General features: G+C 67.1%; 18 protein-coding genes. 12 read left to right on the forward strand and 6 right to left on the reverse strand.

What is annotated here, in order from left to right; all coding sequences use genetic code 11:
• Window positions 1-12 precede the first annotated feature (12 nt).
• The 3 genes from ACGF5T_RS34390 (at window position 13) to ACGF5T_RS34400 (ending at window position 1,125) form a co-directional block, all read left to right on the forward strand.
• The gene (locus ACGF5T_RS34390) at window positions 13-369 is read left to right on the forward strand and encodes a hypothetical protein (RefSeq protein ID WP_366769181.1); all 357 of its coding nucleotides are present in this window, start codon (window positions 13-15) and stop codon (window positions 367-369) included.
• A complete protein-coding gene (locus tag ACGF5T_RS34395; protein ID WP_366769180.1) occupies window positions 356-805 on the forward strand; it encodes a hypothetical protein in 450 nt (149 codons plus the stop codon). The genes ACGF5T_RS34390 and ACGF5T_RS34395 overlap by 14 nt, the downstream gene beginning before the upstream one ends.
• A 71-nt stretch (window positions 806-876) precedes the next feature.
• Window positions 877-1,125 carry a hypothetical protein gene (locus ACGF5T_RS34400; protein WP_366769179.1) on the forward strand — a complete coding sequence of 83 codons (249 nt, stop codon included), beginning with the start codon at window positions 877-879 and terminating at the stop codon, window positions 1,123-1,125.
• 36 nt (window positions 1,126-1,161) lie between these two features.
• Here ACGF5T_RS34400 and ACGF5T_RS34405 read toward each other — a convergent pair whose 3' ends face one another.
• Window positions 1,162-1,767: a hypothetical protein gene (locus tag ACGF5T_RS34405; RefSeq protein ID WP_366769199.1), complete on the reverse strand. Its 606-nt coding sequence runs from the start codon at window positions 1,765-1,767 to the stop codon at window positions 1,162-1,164.
• 137 nt (window positions 1,768-1,904) lie between these two features.
• Here ACGF5T_RS34405 and ACGF5T_RS34410 point away from each other — a divergent pair, with 137 nt between their 5' ends.
• Entirely contained in the window at window positions 1,905-2,336 is a 432-nt protein-coding gene (locus ACGF5T_RS34410; protein ID WP_366769178.1) for a YrhB domain-containing protein, read from the forward strand.
• 121 nt (window positions 2,337-2,457) lie between these two features.
• On the opposite strand, the gene ACGF5T_RS34415 is transcribed toward ACGF5T_RS34410, so the two are convergent.
• Window positions 2,458-3,051: a hypothetical protein gene (locus ACGF5T_RS34415; protein WP_366769177.1), complete on the reverse strand. Its 594-nt coding sequence runs from the start codon at window positions 3,049-3,051 to the stop codon at window positions 2,458-2,460.
• Between the two features lie 232 nt (window positions 3,052-3,283).
• On the opposite strand from ACGF5T_RS34415, the gene ACGF5T_RS34420 reads away from it, so the two are divergent.
• Together ACGF5T_RS34420 and ACGF5T_RS34425 are read left to right on the forward strand one after the other, a co-directional pair.
• The gene (locus ACGF5T_RS34420; protein ID WP_366769175.1) at window positions 3,284-3,478 is read left to right on the forward strand and encodes a hypothetical protein; all 195 of its coding nucleotides are present in this window, start codon (window positions 3,284-3,286) and stop codon (window positions 3,476-3,478) included.
• Between the two features lie 145 nt (window positions 3,479-3,623).
• Window positions 3,624-4,055 (forward strand): DUF5958 family protein, encoded by a 432-nt coding sequence (locus tag ACGF5T_RS34425; protein WP_366769174.1) that lies wholly within the window; start codon window positions 3,624-3,626, stop codon window positions 4,053-4,055.
• Window positions 4,056-4,104: 49 nt separating this feature from the next.
• Here the strand turns inward: ACGF5T_RS34425 and ACGF5T_RS34430 are convergent, their stop codons facing one another.
• Window positions 4,105-4,422, reverse strand: a complete 318-nt coding sequence (locus ACGF5T_RS34430) for an RRQRL motif-containing zinc-binding protein (protein WP_392890257.1) — start codon at window positions 4,420-4,422, stop codon at window positions 4,105-4,107.
• Window positions 4,423-4,503: 81 nt separating this feature from the next.
• Between ACGF5T_RS34430 and ACGF5T_RS34435 the strand changes: the two genes are divergently transcribed.
• The 4 genes from ACGF5T_RS34435 to ACGF5T_RS34450 all read left to right on the forward strand — a co-directional run bounded on the left by ACGF5T_RS34435 (window position 4,504) and on the right by ACGF5T_RS34450 (window position 8,331).
• Complete coding sequence (locus tag ACGF5T_RS34435; protein ID WP_366769173.1) at window positions 4,504-5,880, forward strand: hypothetical protein; 1,377 nt, start codon at window positions 4,504-4,506, stop codon at window positions 5,878-5,880.
• A gap of 123 nt (window positions 5,881-6,003) precedes the next feature.
• Window positions 6,004-6,336: a DUF4265 domain-containing protein gene (locus tag ACGF5T_RS34440; RefSeq protein ID WP_366769172.1), complete on the forward strand. Its 333-nt coding sequence runs from the start codon at window positions 6,004-6,006 to the stop codon at window positions 6,334-6,336.
• A 125-nt stretch (window positions 6,337-6,461) separates the two neighbouring features.
• A complete protein-coding gene (locus tag ACGF5T_RS34445) occupies window positions 6,462-7,211 on the forward strand; it encodes a transposase family protein (RefSeq protein WP_392890247.1) in 750 nt (249 codons plus the stop codon).
• Between the two features lie 88 nt (window positions 7,212-7,299).
• Entirely contained in the window at window positions 7,300-8,331 is a 1,032-nt protein-coding gene (locus tag ACGF5T_RS34450) for a protein kinase family protein (RefSeq protein ID WP_366769292.1), read from the forward strand.
• 291 nt (window positions 8,332-8,622) lie between these two features.
• Here ACGF5T_RS34450 and ACGF5T_RS34455 read toward each other — a convergent pair whose 3' ends face one another.
• The 3 genes from ACGF5T_RS34455 to ACGF5T_RS34465 form a co-directional block, all read right to left on the reverse strand.
• Window positions 8,623-9,903: an MFS transporter gene (locus ACGF5T_RS34455; RefSeq protein WP_366769299.1), complete on the reverse strand. Its 1,281-nt coding sequence runs from the start codon at window positions 9,901-9,903 to the stop codon at window positions 8,623-8,625.
• 83 nt (window positions 9,904-9,986) lie between these two features.
• Window positions 9,987-10,754, reverse strand: a complete 768-nt coding sequence (locus ACGF5T_RS34460) for a hypothetical protein (protein ID WP_366769293.1) — start codon at window positions 10,752-10,754, stop codon at window positions 9,987-9,989.
• 481 nt (window positions 10,755-11,235) lie between these two features.
• Window positions 11,236-11,718, reverse strand: coding sequence for a DinB family protein (locus tag ACGF5T_RS34465; RefSeq protein ID WP_366769294.1), 483 nt, complete (start codon window positions 11,716-11,718; stop codon window positions 11,236-11,238).
• A 283-nt stretch (window positions 11,719-12,001) separates the two neighbouring features.
• Here ACGF5T_RS34465 and tap point away from each other — a divergent pair, with 283 nt between their 5' ends.
• On the forward strand, window positions 12,002-14,326 hold the full coding sequence (tap, locus tag ACGF5T_RS34470) for a telomere-associated protein Tap (RefSeq protein ID WP_366769295.1): 2,325 nt from the start codon (window positions 12,002-12,004) through the stop codon (window positions 14,324-14,326).
• A 12-nt stretch (window positions 14,327-14,338) separates the two neighbouring features.
• On the forward strand, window positions 14,339-14,896 hold the full coding sequence (gene tpg, locus ACGF5T_RS34475; protein WP_366769296.1) for a telomere-protecting terminal protein Tpg: 558 nt from the start codon (window positions 14,339-14,341) through the stop codon (window positions 14,894-14,896).
• The last annotated feature ends 123 nt before the right edge of the window (window positions 14,897-15,019 follow it).

Below are 15,019 nucleotides of genomic sequence, written 5' to 3' on the forward strand. Positions count from 1 at the left end.
GGAACGTACACGTTGAACTCCAAGCATTTCGTCAGTTCTTCAGGTATGGAGACGAGATGCGGCCTGCTGCCATGGGCGGGCCGCATCTCGCGTGATCATCAGGGTTTTCTGATCTTGGGGATGCCGAGATCGGTGATACGGGTCATATTCCGCGCCCGCATCGCCGAGGCCGAGCGCGAGGGCTGGCTCGGGGAGGTCGAAGGGTTCAGGGTCAGCCTGGCCGGCGCCGAAGACAAGCTCGCTCACATGGACCGACGAGCTTCCGGCGGTACGGCGATCGACCTCGGCATGCCACGCATAGCCCCAGCTCAAATTACCCAGGTGGAAGAAATGGCTTCACTGACACAATCACTGGATGACCAGCAATGACATCCGGTTCGACTGCCAGCACCGTGGGGACGGCGGCCCGCTCGTGATCGTCCCCCGCATCGACGGAGCACCACTCACCGAGCTGATAGACGGGTTCGAGATCGCCGCTGGGATGGAGCCCGCAGGCGACGCCTACGGCGGTCTGATTCCGGAGTTCTTCCGGTTCGGCCCGATGCAGAATCACTTCCTCGGACGGTCCACCAACGCGATGGGGCCGAAAACACCCGTTCTCGGTTGTGAATGCGGCGAATGGGGATGCTGGCCCCTCATGGCCCGCATCACCCCGACGACCGACTCCGTGATCTGGGACTCCTTTGAGCAACCCCATCGCAAGACCCGCGAGTACACGGCATTCGGTCCGTTCCAGTTCGACCGTCGTCAATACGACGACGCCCTGCGCGCGCTGAACGCCGCAATCGGCTCCGACGAGACGTAATCCGCACCCGCTACCGATAGTTCAGAGAAGCCTGCGTCAGATGTCCCCTACTGCTCGTGGACCCGGCCCAGATGCCACGCCTCCAGGAGATCCACGCCAACCTCGTCGACCGGCTCCAAGAGGCCAGGGAGCAGGGGTGGCTCGGCGAGGTGGCCGCCATCGAGACCACCATGGCCGCCGCAGCGCAGAAGCTGGAGGCCATGCGCGAGCGTGCGGCCCAGCCGTCCACCATCCACCTGGGCATGCCCGACTTCCGCCGGACCGCCGGACGAAGCACCACAGAGCCCGAAGCCCCACCGACCTCGGCAGGCCCATTGTGAGTCGATCGCGCGATCCAGACGGATGCCGCCGGGCGATCAAGTTTTAGGCAGGAAGTCCTGCCAGAACGAGACGGTCGCCCGCGGTCGCCAATCGTCTGGGGTGTGGGCGTCGAAATCGTCGAACTCGTGGTTGACGTAGTTGACCAGGTCAGTGCCGTAACAGATGATGTCGGTGCCCCACACTGAGAGAACGGGGTGGCCGTGGGAGCCGTGGCCGGCAGGCAAGAACCGATGCCCGTAGACGGGGACGAGCTTGGGGACCCGGGCAAGCAGCCCCTGGGCTTGCTGAAGGGCCTCGTCGGCATCCTCCGGCCGTTGCCCCCAGGTCGGATGCCAGTAGCCGCGTCGGACTGACAGGGCGATGCCCTCCACGGGCCACTCAAGTCGCTCTCGGAGCCCTTGGGGGTCGCCGTGGCGCCAGTCCGGCCACGGGTTCTCCCACGTGTCCCCCTCTTCGGGCGGCTGGCTGACCGGTAGACCCGACGCCAGGAAGGCCCGGTGGTCGTCGGCAAACTCGAAGCCGTACTCCTGCTCAATGCGCTGGAGCTCGATCTCGCTCAGCCCCGGAGCTATCGCGCAGCAGTCCGCAAGAGCGAGAAGGCGCGCTGCTTCGATCCCCAACTTCATCCCATCCGGCTTCATCACGCTGGAACAGTACTGGTCCCACCCAGCTGAACTCAGACAGTTTTCAAGGATGACCAGGCTGCGGGCGGTGCCCGCCGGACGAGCGCAGCGAAAACCGCTGTCCACGTGCGGCAGCGTGCGAGATGCTGCCAGGCATGATCGACCGTGAGTTGGCCGTCCGGGCGGCCCAGGAAGACCTGGACCGCCGATACTCAGGACAGCTGGTGGTGTCCGGGACCGAGGAACACGAACTCGTCTGGATCGTCTACTACCAGAGCGCGGAGTACCTGCGCACCGGGGACTTGAGCCACATGCTGGGTGGCAACGGACCCTACCTGGTCGACCTCGTCGACGGAGGTCTGCACCAAATCGGACCGGTCTCCTACGTCACCGGCGCCTGGGAGGTCGACTACCGCAGCCGTATCCGGAAGATGGTCACCCGGACCGCCGTGGACGAGTTGCACGACGAGATCCGCCAGACCGCGGTGGCCCGGCGAAGTCATCGAATACGTGACTGCCCTGCAGACCGGACCCGCACCATCTCGACTTGTGGACGCTGCCACCAGGGCCCTCGTCCCAGTTCCTGATCCTATTCTCGCCGTGCGCACTATCCGCTCCGGGCAGAGCACTGAGCGCTGAAACTCGGGCAACCAACCCGTGGTCCGGAGAGGCCATGCCCGACCGCGCATCGGTGACCACGAGATAAGTTCAGGCGCGCGGTGGCAGGACCTCGATCACGGTGGCCGTGCCAGCAACAGGTCGGGCTTCGTGCATGGTGATCACATCACCGCACTTCAGATGCCTCCACTGCTCAGGGCTCAAAGGAGCCAGCCGAACGTCGGCGGTCTCTCCTGGGCCGAGCTCCTGCGCATACTCCACCCACAGCCGGGCGATGTTCAGTTCTCGCTCCCCGTCGGTGGTGCGGTTGCCGATGTCCCACATCGGCCGGAGCTGTCCGTCTCCGGAAAAGGCAGTCCGGCGTCGGCCCTCCTCCGCACCCACCAGGCTCAGGGTGGCTCGCACGGTGCCGTGCCGGACTTCCCAAACCCGCCACTCGCACCAACGGCGGCTGCGGTCGAGCAGCATCTGCCGAGCAGCCTCGGCGAGGAGCTCCCAGAAATCCACGGACACCGGGTGGACATCCCCGATCTCGATGAGCACACCGAGCACCACCTCCCACTCCTGGCGCCCGATGTCCTCACGCACATCCCCGACCGTCTGGCCGTTCTCGGCTACTGCATCCTCAGGCAGCAGGTCGACGGCCTGCCGAAGGAGTGTGAACGCGTCATCCATGTGCTGCATTCTCCCTGCCCCGGGACGGGGGATGAAGGTCGACCAGGCCGGAGTTCGCGGCGCGACACGCTTGAACTCTCCCGGGCACCGAGATTAGCGCCCACTACTTTGAGCAACTCGTCTGCGATCCGGCCGTCTGGGCTAGTTCGGATAAGCTTGTGTCCGATGCCCCGCTCTGATCGTCCACGCGACAGAACGTCCCCGGCTTGTCGAAATCCGCGACAACCTCCTCACACGCATCATGGAAGCCGAGAGGGAAGGCTGGCTCGGCGAGATCGAAGGGCTGCAGAGCAGCCTGACCCACGCCGAGGAGAAGCTAGCCCAACTCGACGCCCAGATCTCCCGGAAGCGGGAGTCTGTCGACCTGGGAATTCCTACCTTCCGGGAGATCGCTGCTCGCACCACTGCGGCGGCCACCTCGCCGGAGCCTGCGTGACTGATGAGGAGCTGTGACATCGGCCAGTGCTGCTTTTCGCTCCCTGCTTGATGGTCGGAGGCAACGGTGGCCGAGGGTCGCCCCTGCTGTGTCGGGTGCTGGTGCCGGCCCTTGCCTGGAATCAGCGCCGTGAAATCATCTAGCGATGACTGAACCGAGCAGCGCCGCCGGCCGCACCTTCCGGCGCGAGACCGAGCGGGTCGTCAACGAGATCGCTCAGGGGCTCCGCACGTTGGACGCTGGTGTGAGGTGGTTCTCCGACCTTGCCCCGATACGCCAGCAGATGGTTCTACGGGAAGTCGCTGGCTATGCGATGCAGGCGCACATCACAGCTGCGGACGGCCGTGCGGGGGTGGCGCGGTCTGGGGTGAAGCCCACGGCTAACCCCTCGGTCATGATCTGCATGGACCCGCCCCGCTACGGGTTCGCGGGCCTGCCCTCCGCCGAACACGTCAAGGCGTTTCGCGTGCTTGTTTCCGTGTTCGCGGTTGCGGACACTCGCCGCCGCGAGAGGTACTGCAAAGGCGCCTGCGGACATGCATGGCACAACCTGCCGGTGGCGACCGAGCGGCCGTAGCATCGGCCGTTCCAGCTCGGGATCAGGTGGGGAAATTCAACGAGCCTCATCATCTCCCCGTAGCCAAGTACGGGACGCCCCTAGTAGTTCGGAGAAAGCACGAACCCAAGGTCTTCAAGGGGATGCAGTGGAAGTAGCGCCGGCGGCAGGTGCCGCACGTCTGGCGGGCTTCCATCGCCTTGTCGAGCGCGGCTTCCTTCGCGAGGGTCATCGGGATCTTCGGCTTCGCCAGGTCGATCCGGTACAGCCACGCCCACCGCTTCCCGCCGCGGCATTCGATCCGAGCGACGGGCTCCTGACCTCCGGGGCGCGAAGCGCGCGGGTTCGCGGAATCTGGCAGGAGTCTGACGGGGAACCCGTCCGCCAGCCTGTGTTTCCGGCATAGAACGAGTGGGTTCCGGCAGCTGGTCGATGAAGCCTGTCAGTAGTCGCCCGTACGCTCAGGCCCGTGAACATTGACGATCTTGAATGGCAGTCACGGACACTCGGCGGAATATCTCCTCGCCTGGTCACCATGCTCGTGGAGCAGGGGGAGGTGGAGCTGCTGGTTCAGGCCGCATCGGAGCGGGGGGAGTGGTTCTGCGCCCAGGCGGCGGCTCGCGAGCTGTCCCGGGCGGGCGAGGTCGAGCGGGCCCTGAGCGTGCTGGAGCCGTTCATCGAGGCTGGATGGAACCGGGCGCGCTGGGAGAAGGCCGAGGTCTTGCTCGAGGCGGGGAGGGTGCAGCAGGCGCTGGACGCCGTACGCCCGGACGAGGAAGGCCTTGCCTCGGAGTGGGTGTGCCACGACTTCGCAGAACTGCTGGCCAAGGCGGGCAGGCTAAACGAGGCGATCATCGTACTCACGCCGCATCTGGACAGGGAGTGGATTCTGTCCACCCTCGTCGAGCTGACAGTGGGCCAGGGCCGTGACGAACAGGTCCTGGAGCTGATCGCGCCCCGCGCTGAGCGGGCCCGCAGCGCCCGTGGTGAGGAGCGATGGAGCTTCCACCCCAGCAACGCGCAAGATCTCCAAGCCCAGGTCCTGGAGCGCGCGGGCCGGGCCGACGAGGCCGTACGGATGCTTGGGGCAGACATCGCAGCCGGGCATTTCTTGGTCCAGAACACACTGATCGCCTACGCCGAGCTCCTGCGGCGCCACGGGCGCCTGGAAGAACTGCGCGTACTGGGCACCGGTGAGCGTGCGGGTGAGACGCTCGCGTACTACACGCGGGCGCTCGAAGACGACGGACAGGCAGATGTGGCCGAGGCCGCGCTGCGGCGTTTCATCGCGACCGCCGAGTATCCGGACCGGTTCCGCTGGCCTCTGATCGAACTGCTGGGCCGCCAAGGTCGGATCGAGGAAGCCGTCGAGGTGGGTCGCCCGACGTTCGACTACCACGACGCCTGCCTCTTCGAAGGCATCATCCACCTGCTACACGAAGCCGGACGGCCGGACGACGCCCTGGCGCTCCTCGACGAACGCAGTGCTGAGTTCGTCGAGGAGCATTCATCCTGGTTCAGCTCGAACCGGATATGGCTGCTGGGTGAGGCCGGTCGGCACGAGGAGGCCCTCGCCTACGCTGAGACGCTGCCACCGGACACGTACGGCCTGACGGTCAGCAAGGCATGGATCATGGAAGATATGGGGCGCCTTGAGGAAGCTCTCATGCTGCTGCGGGCGGATACCGAACTGCGGCCATCGGAAGTGGCCGAACTGCTCATCCGGCATGGCCGCGCCACCGAAGCCGTCGCCGGAATGCCCTCCCTCGCCGAACAACATGCGGCCAGCCGGCGGCGCGACGCGGCCATTCAGGCCGAACGTGGCCCCAACGACCCTCCCTTCTAAATGCGCGGCCTCTGATGAGGCGCCACCTGGGTGGCTTCGCCTTGCGCTCGCCTGCGGCAAACCCTCCCGTCACCGCATCCAATGCCGCTTTCGACGGACGGGACAGATGAGGATGATGGCGCGGTGACGAACATCAGCGATGATCATGTGAAAATCCACTTCCAAATGGAGGTGGACGAGGACGGTTGGCCCCCAGCGAGTGTTGAGAGCCTCTGGGCGGTGGACCTGGGTGACGGGACAGCGAGACTGGACAACACCCCATGGTTCGTACGCGGGGTCGCCAGCGGCGACATCGTCCAGGTGGAGATCGACGACGACGGACTGCGTTGGGCTGGGGAGACGATCCGCGCTTCGGAGAACTGCACCATCCGATTGATCGTGCTGAAGGACGGGGGATCGGCTGCCGCCCGGCAAACTGTGCTGGAGACCTTTCCGTCACAGACGCTTTACTGGTGAAGAGGCAGTGAGCTCTTTCAGAGTGGCCACTGATCGGGTGACCGGCCAGCGGCCCGCAACGCACGAGGCTCCTGTGCCGTTGAGAGAGGTGTTCGATGTCTCAACTCAGCAGCGCAGGAGCCTCGTTGGTTCCCCATCCTGCCTCACTCGACCTGCCGCACGCCTTGGTCGAGTGGGTAACCATGCTCGTCGTCACCCGTGAGGGTGACCGCCGCTGCAAGCTCCCACCGCACCAGCGTGCTCTCGTCGCCTTGATCTACCTGCGTCGGCACGACCCGCTCACGCAGATCGCCGCGGGCTTCGGCATATCCGTCGGCACCGCCCACGCCTACGTCACCGCCGTCGTCGGCCACCTCGCCCGCCGGGCTCCCGGCCTGCTGCGAGTCCTGCGGGAGACCGATCCCGAGCACGTCCTGCTCGACGGCACGCTCGCCGAGTGCGACCGGGTCGGCGACAGCCGGGCCGATTTCTCGCAGAAGCACCGCCGCCACGGCGTGAACGTGCAGGTCGTCGCCGATCCCGCGGGCAACTTGCTGTGGATCTCGCCTGCGCTGCCCGGCCGCACTCATGACCTGACCGCGGCTCGCACCCACCGCATCATCCGGATCTGCGAATGCCAAGGAGTGCCCGTCCTCGCCGACCGCGCCTACATCGGCGCCGGTCCTTGGGTGACCACGCCGATCAGACGACTTCCGCACCAGGACCTCAGCCCGACCCAGCGGACGATCAACCGGGCCCTGTCAGCGGCACGGGCACCGGTCGAACGAAGCGTCGCGCGGCTCAAGTCCTGGCGCATTTTCCGCCGGTCGCGCTGCAGCCCCAACCGCATGACCGCCATCTCCGCTGCCGTCCTCACCCTGGAGAGACAACGCTGAAAACGCTCAGTGTTCTTGCGCTGCACTATCGGTATGGGTGCAGAGTCGAGGTCGGTACCCAGGGGAGGCCGCAGTGGAGTGTCGAGACATGTCGCACGGTGCGCGCCTGGCCGTCCATCGGGCGGTGTCCGCATCTCTGGCTGCGTACAGCGATCACGCCTTGCACGGGTTCCTGAGCACGGCGCTGCCGGTCGGCGCTGGCATCGGCGGGACGTCGGCCCTGGTGGACGTCGTCGGCACGCCGGTCTTCGTGAAGCGGGTGCCCCTCACCGACTTGGAGCGGAAACCTGAGCATGTCCGGTCCACGGCGAACCTGTTCGATCTGCCGGTCTTCTGCCACTACGGCATCGGTGCCATCGGAGGCCCGGGCTTCGGAGTCTGGCGCGAGCTCGCGGTGCACACCATGACCACGAGCTGGGTGCTCGCGGCAGAACACGAGGGCTTTCCCCTGATGTACCACTGGCGGGTACTGCCGGACTCAACGCCGCTGCCGGAAGAACTGGCTGACGTCGAACGAGCCGTCGCCTACTGGGGCGACGCGCCGCAGGTGCGCAAGCGGATCCACGCCCTCCAGAACTCCTCGGCGAGCGTCGCGCTGTTCCTGGAGTACATTCCGCAGAACCTGCACCAGTGGCTCGGTGCCCAGGTAGCGGCAGGAGACGAGAGCACCGACCGGGCCTCCACCATGGTGGAGAGAGCGCTGGAGGCCGGCACCTCGTTCATGAACAGTCGCGGGCTCCTGCACTTCGACGCCCACTTCGAGAACATCCTCACCGACGGCCAGCGTCTCTACTTCGCGGACTACGGCCTCGCCATGTCGTCCGGCTTCGACCTGTCGCCGGAAGAGGTCGAATTCTTCGACCAGCATCACACCTACGACCGCTCCTACACCGCCACGTACCTGGTCAACTGGCTCGTCACGGCTCTGCACGGATTCTCGAAACAGGACCAGGATGGCCGCTACGCCCTGGCACGGGCCTATGCCGACGGCCAGTGCCCCACAGGAGTCCCAGACGCGACCGCGGACATCCTCGCCCGTAACGCGCCCATCGCCGCTGTCATGTCCGACTTCAGCCGCCGGTTCCAGCGCCAGAGCAGGCACACTCCATACCCGAATTGAGCGCGTTTTACTGGCGAAGAGGCGGTGTTCCGACCCTGCACTATTCGATCCATGTGTCGGTTCTTGCCCACCAAGCCGGACGTTCCAGAGGGCTGATTCATCGGACCGCATGGCTGGACCCCGAGGGCGAACTCCGACTGACCGAGGGCACCTCGAACTGGTTGGAGGCCGGCGGGTGTCGAAGGCCCGGGCGGTTTTCGGCCGTGGGGCTTGTGACCCCGTAGGTCGGCACCGAAGGCGCGGACGCCTGACCGGGCTGACGAAGTCTCGTCCCTGCAGCCCAGGAAGCCGCTACGCGGCCGGACTGTCCGTGGCCGGGGACGGAGCCGCTTCTGTCGTAGGCGACGGAACATGCCCGTTGGACGAGCGTGCCTTTCGCCATGGCAGAAGCAGCGCGCTCGCCATGCACAGCACGCCGGCGATGAGCAGGGCGCCACGTACGCCTGCGACGGCGGCGATGAGGCCACCGGCGATCACAAATGCGGCCTGGCACGTCTTCGCGCCCACTGACCAGGAGGTGCCGACTCGGGACATGAAGGCGTCCGGTGTGGCCGCCATGCGGTAGGTGGTGAACGACGGGTTGAAGACCCCGGCGGAGAAGAGCAGGCCGAAGTCGGCGGCCACGATGACAAACAGGCCGAGGGCACCGGAGGGCGTCAGCGGCAGCAGGATCGTCCACAGCGTGCGTGCCACACCGGACACCAGCAGAACGCGACGCTGTCCAAATCGCCGGGTGAGGAGCGGAGTCAGGCGCGAACCCAGCACACCGCCCAGGCACGGCAGTCCCAGAGCGAGTCCGTACTGCCACGGCGCCAGACCGAGGTCATCCAGCATGAGGACGGCCATCAGCGGGGAGGCCATCATGACGGATCCGCCGAAGAGCAGCGCGTTGAAAAACAGCGGCCGTAGTCCTGGGTGGCGCAGGAGGTACTGCCAACCGGCCGCGATGTCCCGGCCCAGGTGAGCGGTGGCGGCGCGTGCCGGTGGCGCGGATTCGGGCTGCCGGATGCGACGGATCCCCACAGCCGATCCGTGGAAGGACAGCGCGTCGACCACCATCGTGGCCGCCGCGCCCAGTGCCCCGATCAGAAGCCCTCCGACGGGCGGGCCGGCACTGACGCTGATCCAGTTGGTCGTCTCAAACAGGCTGTTGGCACGAAGGCGGTGCTCGGGCAGGACGAGTGCTTTCAGATGTGCTCCACTGGCCGCGTCGAAGGCGACAGACGCAGCCGTCTGGAGAACGCCGACGACACACAGCTGGGTGAAGGTGAGCCTGTCGAAAGCCATGGCGACAGGAATGCTGACCAGCAGCACGCAGCGGACCAGATCGGCGGTGATCATGACCGGCCGTTTGTACTGGTGCTCGATTCGCACACCGAGCGGCAGAGCGATCAGCGCGCTGGCCACCGTAGCCAACGCAGCGAGCACCGAGACCTGGAACGCCGAGGAATCCAGCACCAGAAGGGCAATCAGCGGCAACGCCCCCATGCCCACGGCACTGCCCGCTGCGCTGACCGCATAGGCGCCCCACAACCGCCGGAAGTCCTGCCCGAGCGTGCTCCGCCGTACCAACCGAACCTCCCGAGGCGCGAAGGCGCTCAGCGTAGTGAGTCGGACCAACGACCACCTCGTGATCAAGCCATCAAGCTGGCCGGTCACAGGCCAATGCGAAGATTCACTCCTCTGTGGCGGCGCGGGCGGCGAGATAGTCCGTCCAGCTGTCCTGTGCGAACTGAGCCCATCTGTGTGCGGTCTGAGGATGGATGCCGAAAGGGTCGCTCGCGACGATCGGGGGGAGGTTCGGCGACTGCCTCGATCATGGCGGTGTTGCGTGCGCTGGGGCCAGGAAGGCCGTGCTGGCGCATGAGGGAGTGGAGTCCGTCAGGAGATCGTGGCCGGCTGGGTGGGCGCCCAGGCAGCAAGTACTTCGGATGGTCTCCTGTCGGCTGTTCGATGATCGAGACGTGGCCGATGGGACGGGTGGCCTGTTGTTCGATGAGTCGGGCCAGCTTGGGCGGCAGGAGAACGGGGTTCTGGTCGATGGTGAGGTAGGCGTCGTCATCCTCATGGTGGAACCGGTCTGTCGTGAGCTGCAGGATGCGGACGGTGGGCAGTCCGTAGAGCCTGGTCAGGGCTCCAGCGATGCGGACTTCGAGCGGTAGTTCGTCGTCGTTGAGGCATCGTCGTAGCTGTTCGTGGTGTTCTTCGCTGCTGAGGAATCTGGTCGGCAGGCCGCTGTGCTGGGGGACGGCGGTGAGCTTCCCGGTGAGGCGGCGGGCGACGGTCCACCGGATGAACGCCCCGATGCGCCGGGTTCGGTGGGATGTCATGCAAAGGTCGAGATCGCCCTGGTTCAGCGAGTCGAGATCGAGGTCTTCCGTCTCGAGCCAGGCAATGAACTCTATGGCGGCGCGAATCTCCATGCGGTCGACGGAGGCGGCGCCGGACGTATAGCTGCCTCGGTCGGACCGGCGTCGCGGAGGATGCACCATTCCGCGAAGGGATGGAGAACCCTTACCAGAATGCGAACGTCCGCGCCGTCCATGTCCTGGCGCCCCTGCCCGCGAAGGCCGGCTCCGCCACGGCGGCCGCCGACCCGCTTCCTCAACCAGATACACCCACCGTGCCGATGGAGCGCCAGGCCGTCCGGCCGTCCCTCGCTGACCCGGCCATCGCTGAGGCGGTGCAGCGGCAGACCGCCGCGATGCGAGAGCTGGCGCGCCGGGCGTTCCCTGAGCCAGACGTCGTTTTGGACGGCGCGCCAGGCTCCGGTTGAGCAGGCCCGTCTTCAGCGTCGCCGCCAGGCTGCCCCGACCTTCAAGGTTGAGTGACTACTCCTGGGCATCATCGTTTGTGACTGCCGAGGGAGCCGCTCCTCCTTACGCAGGTGTCCAGTCTCAGAACTCAGTCGGCGGCGAGTAGCTGCTCGCGCAAGATGTCAGCGTGCCCGCAGTGGTGGGCAAGCTCGCGTAGGACTTGCAAGTACACCCAGCGCAGCGTGCGCGGCCCGGCACGGTGGCCGGTCACGATGGTGTCCAGCGGCAGGTCGGAGACCACCATCCGGGCCGTCGCGCAAGCCTTCCGGTGGGCCGCCGTGACGGAGGCGACGGTGTCGTCCTCGGCAAGCCGGAAGGACTCGTCCGGGCTCTGAACCATGCCGAGCTCCTGACGTGATGTGCCGCCGACACACTCCTCGAACCACACCCGTTGCATCCACGTGACGTGCTTGAGCAAGCCGAGCAACGTTGTCGCCGACGGGACGAGCCGGCGGCGGGTCTGCTCCTCAGTGAGGCCGACGAGGGTTACCTCGAGGGCGTCCCGATACTCCTGGACGAACGCATCGAGCTGGGTTCGTTCGTCATCCAACGGCACATCGAACGGGCCCATCAGAGTCTCCCATCACGGGCGCTGAGCACGGGATCGCCGTACGCGCGTACCGGTTCCCCCACCGTAGACAACCAGCCCTAACGATCACTCAACCTTTCGGTGAGAAAACCTAGCGGTCACCGACCTTCGATGACAACGCTCAACCTTCACTGCGAGAGAGCAGGTCCGGCCGGAGGTGCTGGCGCGCCACTTCGTCCGAGGCCGCAATCCGTACGCTAAGTGTACGTGAAAAGCACGCTAATTGTTCGTTCCGTGGAGTAGGGTGATGCTCGGGAGGTTCTCCATGTCCGAGTTGTTCGATGCGGTCGACGCGCTGGTAGCGTCCCGTTCTCCGCTGCCGCCGGCAGAGGAGCGCAAGCGGCTGCGCGTCGCGCACGGCCTGACGCTGGACGAAGTCGCCGGCGCGCTGAATGTGCGTCGGGCCACGGTGTCCGGCTGGGAGTCGGCGAAGAAGCCGGTCGAGCCGCGTGGCCTGGAGCGCGAGGCATACGCCCGGCTGCTGCGGCAGCTCGCGGAGCTCTACCCCGCACCCGCAGCACCGGAAAGGACGGCGGCCCCGGTGCCCGCCACGTTCACCGGCACACCCGATCCGGCAGGTGAAATGCCAGAGGTTCGGGACGCTGCGGCCGAAGAGATCGTCGAAGCGCCCCGCCCGGCGGGCCTCGCCGACCCGGCGGAAGTACGGACTCTGTCCACGGCAAAGCCGTCCGAGGCCGCGGCCATGACTCCAACCGAGAACACCCAGCCCCCTGCCTCTGTCACCGCTGCTCCGGCCGCGCCCCGCCCGGCGCGCACGACCAGGACGCCGTCGGCGCCGCGACGCCCGGGTGCGAAAAGGGCGGCCCTGGCCGGCGCCCCGGCGAGCTCCGCCGATCCGCGGTTCGAGAACGGGCCGCTGGCAGTTGTCGATGTCGAAGACGGGCAGGCGCTGGCGTATGTCACCGGCGGCCTGGTCCTGGACGTGCCCGCCAAGAGCATCCCGGCCCTGGTCGACTGGGCCCTGGGCGAGGCCAAGCTCGGTCAGCCGCGACTGTCCGGGCCGGGTAAGGACGCCGACCCGCTGCTCGTGCTCACTGAAGCCGCACTGGAGCGCTACGGCCTGCCCGTCGCGCTTACTGAGGAAGAGAAGCACGCTGGGCGCCTGCCGGAGGGCCATAAGGTCGTCAAGCAGCTCGCGCGCGCGGAGTGGAAGCTGACCAAGCGCGGCTTCGGACCGTGGGCGCGGATCTACCGGCCAGCACACGGTTCGGAGCGGGCCTGCGTGCAGCTGTGCATCCCGTCGTGGAACGCGCTAGACACGCGGCACTGGGGCGAGGCTGGGCAGCTCCCGCCGGCCGAACTCGCCCGCGTGCTCGGCGCGTACGCCTCGCGGGTGATGACGCCGCGCGGTTCCACCGCAGTGACCGGCCTGGAGCTGATGACCGCCCTGCACCCGCCGACCCGGGCCTCCGAGCCGGACGCCGACGGCAAGCGGCACTCCGAGCACAACCCCGGCTCGCTGGGCAAGGACGCCATCGACCCGATGAACTGGCCGCCGTGCGAGGTCCCCGACGGCCACCCGGTTCTCAAGGACCTGCCCCGCTTCCATGTGCGGGGTCCGGCGGAGAAGCTGTTCGAGGAGGCGTACGACTGGGCACGGCCGATGACCGATGCCGAGTGCACTCTGCGTCACCTGGTCGGCATCGACGTCAACATGGCCTTCGCCGCCGGCGCCAACGGTCTGAACGTCGGCCTGGGCGAGGCGACGCACGTCAAGGCCCCCGCATTCGACCCGAAGCTGCCCGGCTCGTGGCTGGTCGACCTCTCCCACATCGACCTGTCCCGCGTGAAGGTCGGCAAGGAGTGGGTGGAGCTGGACGGCTCGCTGCTGCCGTCTCCGTTCACCCCGAAAGGAGAGCGCCCGACCGGCCCGGCCTGGTACGCGACGCCCACCGTCGCGTACGCGGCGGAACTCGGCTACGAGGTGCGTCCGCTGGAGGCGTGGGTCCGGTACGACCATGGCCGTTACCTGGACGGCTGGTACCAGCGGCTCCGGGACGCTTACCTCGCCACGATGGCCGACCTCGGCGTTGACGCCGACCTCACCCCGGCGGACTTCCTCGCGGCGATGGACGACTACAAGGAGCGTGACCCCGAGCTGGCGGTCGTCGCCTCGGCGATCAAGGCCACGGTCAAGGGTGGCCTGGGCAAGCTCCGCGAGCGGCCCCGTGGCGAGGGCTGGAAACCCGGGCAGCCGTGGCGCGCCCTGGCCCGGCCCACGTGGCGGCCGGACATCCGCGCGGCGGTCATCTCCCGCACCCGGATCAACCTGCACCGCAAGATCATCAAGCACGCGGCGTTCACCGGGCAGTACCCGGTAGCGGTCCTGTCCGACTGCGTCGTCTACGCGGCCGGCGGGCCCTCGCCGCTGGACTTCCTGCCCTACCGGGACGGCAAGCCGCTGCCCGGTGGCTTCAAGCTGGGCATCAACCCCGGCCTGGTCAAGCACGAAGGCACCCAGACCGTCCTGTGGGGCGAGGAAGTCCGGGAGCGGTTCAACGCCCCGGAACTCAACCTCGCCCGGTACATCAAGGACGGCACCGTCACCGACGCCGACAACGGAGAGTAGGAGTAGGTGACCATGAGCCTGTTCGGGGACGGCCTGGACGCCGCGGTCCAGAAGGCGTTCACACGCCCGGCACCCAAGAGTGCGCCCGCGCAGATGCGGTACCTGGTCAAGCAGCTCAAGGGCACGAAGGCGGTCGCCCAGATGCTGCGAATCTCCCAGCGCACCGTCGAACGGTACGTGAAGGACCAGATCAAAAAGCCCCGCCCGGACCTTGCCGCCCGCCTGGAGCGCGAGGTGAAGAAGCGGTGGCAGCCACAGATCCGCGCGAAGGCCAAGGCGAAGGCGGCCAGCACGGGCGGCATCGTCATCGACACCCGCGCCCGCCTCGGCTACACCGCGCCGATCGGGTCGACGGACCAGGACCGCACCCGGCACCTGACCGTCGCCCTGCCCCCGGTCTACGCCGCCCGCCTTTTCGACGCCCAGGAGGCCGGCGCCACCGACGCCCGCCTAAAGGAGATCGCCGCCGAAGCGCTCAAGGAGGTGTACTTTCAGGACAGCGGCCGCCGCGCCGGCTCCCTGGAAGAGGTGCGCTTCACCGACATCGAGCACCTTGAGTTCGACCTCTAACAGCCGCAGCCCGAACAGCCCGCGAGCCCCGGACGGCAAGACCCTCGTGAGCGGTGGAGACGACGGCACGGCGCGACTGTGGGACGTGGCGGGGCGCCGGCAGCCGGCTTCACTCGACGGCCT

It is taken from the genome of Streptomyces sp. NPDC047853 (assembly GCF_043204535.1).
In the GTDB taxonomy this organism is placed as follows: Bacteria; Actinomycetota; Actinomycetes; order Streptomycetales; family Streptomycetaceae; genus Streptomyces.

Bases quoted from the DNA above. Each gene is read 5' to 3' on its own strand.
- ACGF5T_RS34395 (WP_366769180.1), top strand. From the start codon at position 356: ATGACCAGCAATGACATCCGGTTCGACTGCCAGCACCGTGGGGACGGC.
- tap (WP_366769295.1), top strand. From the start codon at position 12,002: ATGTCCGAGTTGTTCGATGCGGTCGACGCGCTGGTAGCGTCCCGTTCT.
- ACGF5T_RS34460 (WP_366769293.1), bottom strand. From the start codon at position 10,754: ATGGAGATTCGCGCCGCCATAGAGTTCATTGCCTGGCTCGAGACGGAA.
- ACGF5T_RS34450 (WP_366769292.1), top strand. From the start codon at position 7,300: ATGTCGCACGGTGCGCGCCTGGCCGTCCATCGGGCGGTGTCCGCATCT.
- ACGF5T_RS34465 (WP_366769294.1), bottom strand. From the start codon at position 11,718: ATGGGCCCGTTCGATGTGCCGTTGGATGACGAACGAACCCAGCTCGAT.
- ACGF5T_RS34425 (WP_366769174.1), top strand. From the start codon at position 3,624: ATGACTGAACCGAGCAGCGCCGCCGGCCGCACCTTCCGGCGCGAGACC.
- ACGF5T_RS34405 (WP_366769199.1), bottom strand. From the start codon at position 1,767: ATGAAGCCGGATGGGATGAAGTTGGGGATCGAAGCAGCGCGCCTTCTC.
- tpg (WP_366769296.1), top strand. From the start codon at position 14,339: ATGAGCCTGTTCGGGGACGGCCTGGACGCCGCGGTCCAGAAGGCGTTC.
- ACGF5T_RS34420 (WP_366769175.1), top strand. From the start codon at position 3,284: ATGGAAGCCGAGAGGGAAGGCTGGCTCGGCGAGATCGAAGGGCTGCAG.
- ACGF5T_RS34410 (WP_366769178.1), top strand. From the start codon at position 1,905: ATGATCGACCGTGAGTTGGCCGTCCGGGCGGCCCAGGAAGACCTGGAC.
- ACGF5T_RS34400 (WP_366769179.1), top strand. From the start codon at position 877: ATGCCACGCCTCCAGGAGATCCACGCCAACCTCGTCGACCGGCTCCAA.
- ACGF5T_RS34415 (WP_366769177.1), bottom strand. From the start codon at position 3,051: ATGCAGCACATGGATGACGCGTTCACACTCCTTCGGCAGGCCGTCGAC.